Origin of the sequence: Brachybacterium sp. NPDC056505, assembly GCF_042794925.1 — a bacterium.
Classification (GTDB): domain Bacteria; phylum Actinomycetota; class Actinomycetes; order Actinomycetales; family Dermabacteraceae; genus Brachybacterium; species Brachybacterium kimchii.
The window spans coordinates 1-1,668 of record NZ_JBHTSV010000070.1; the positions used below are offsets into that span (position 1 = coordinate 1).

1 rRNA gene is annotated in these 1,668 nt (G+C 50.4%); it reads left to right on the forward strand.

Features of this window, described 5'->3' with window-relative positions:
- Positions 1 to 64: 64 nt before the first annotated feature.
- Positions 65 to 1,668, forward strand: a 23S ribosomal RNA gene (locus ACFQ53_RS17675); the annotation flags it as partial.

A 1,668-nucleotide genomic window follows, 5' to 3' on the forward strand; every position in this document is an offset into this window, starting at 1 on the left:
GTTTAAATGTATGTTCTTTGAAAACTAGATAACAGTGTAGCTCATATTTTTTAATTTTTAGTTTGGTTAAGTTAGAAAGGGCGCACGGTGGATGCCTTGACACTAGGAGTCGATGAAGGACGGGACTAACGCCGATATGCTTCGGGGAGCTGTAAGTAAGCTTTGATCCGAAGATTTCCGAATGGGGAAACCCACTATACGTAATGGTATGGTATCCTTACCTGAATACATAGGGTATGGAAGACAGACCCAGGGAACTGAAACATCTAAGTACCTGGAGGAAGAGAAAGCAAATGCGATTTCCTGAGTAGCGGCGAGCGAAACGGAATCTAGCCCAAACCAAGAGGCTTGCCTCTTGGGGTTGTAGGACACTCTATACGGAGTTACAAAGGAACGAAGTAAATGAAGAGGTCTGGAAAGGCCCGTCAAAGAAGGTAACAACCCTGTAGTTGAAACTTCGTTCTCTCCAGAGTGGATCCTGAGTACGGCGGAACACGTGAAATCCCGTCGGAAGCAGGGAGGACCATCTCCCAAGGCTAAATACTCCCTAGTGACCGATAGTGAACCAGTACCGTGAGGGAAAGGTGAAAAGCACCCCGGAAGGGGAGTGAAAGAGATCCTGAAACCGTGTGCCTACAAGTAGTCAGAGCCCGTTAATGGGTGATGGCGTGCCTTTTGTAGAATGAACCGGCGAGTTACGATCCCGTGCAAGGTTAAGCTGAAGAGGCGGAGCCGCAGCGAAAGCGAGTCTGAATAGGGCGTTTAGTACGTGGTCGTAGACCCGAAACCAGGTGATCTACCCATGTCCAGGGTGAAGTTCAGGTAACACTGAATGGAGGCCCGAACCCACGCACGTTGAAAAGTGCGGGGATGAGGTGTGGGTAGGGGTGAAATGCCAATCGAACCTGGAGATAGCTGGTTCTCTCCGAAATAGCTTTAGGGCTAGCCTTAAGGTAAGAGTCTTGGAGGTAGAGCACTGATTGGACTAGGGGCCCTCATCGGGTTACCGAATTCAGTCAAACTCCGAATGCCAATGACTTATCCTTAGGAGTCAGACTGCGAGTGATAAGATCCGTAGTCGAAAGGGAAACAGCCCAGACCGCCAGCTAAGGTCCCAAAGTATACGTTAAGTGGAAAAGGATGTGGAGTTGCTTAGACAACCAGGATGTTGGCTTAGAAGCAGCCACCATTTAAAGAGTGCGTAATAGCTCACTGGTCGAGTGACTCTGCGCCGAAAATGTACCGGGGCTAAACGTATCACCGAAGCTGCGGACTGTTCTTACGAACAGTGGTAGGAGAGCGTTCTAAGTGCAGTGAAGTCAGACCGGAAGGACTGGTGGAGCGCTTAGAAGTGAGAATGCCGGTATGAGTAGCGAAAGACGGGTGAGAATCCCGTCCACCGAATGCCTAAGGTTTCCTGAGGAAGGCTCGTCCGCTCAGGGTTAGTCGGGACCTAAGCCGAGGCCGAAAGGCGTAGGCGATGGACAACAGGTTGATATTCCTGTACCACCTCCTCACCATTTGAGCAATGGGGGGACGCAGGAGGATAGGGTAAGCGCGGTATTGGATATCCGCGTCCAAGCAGTTAGGCTGGGAAATAGGCAAATCCGTTTCCCGTGAAGGCTGAGCTGTGATGGCGAGCGAAATTTAGTAGCGAAGTTCCTGATC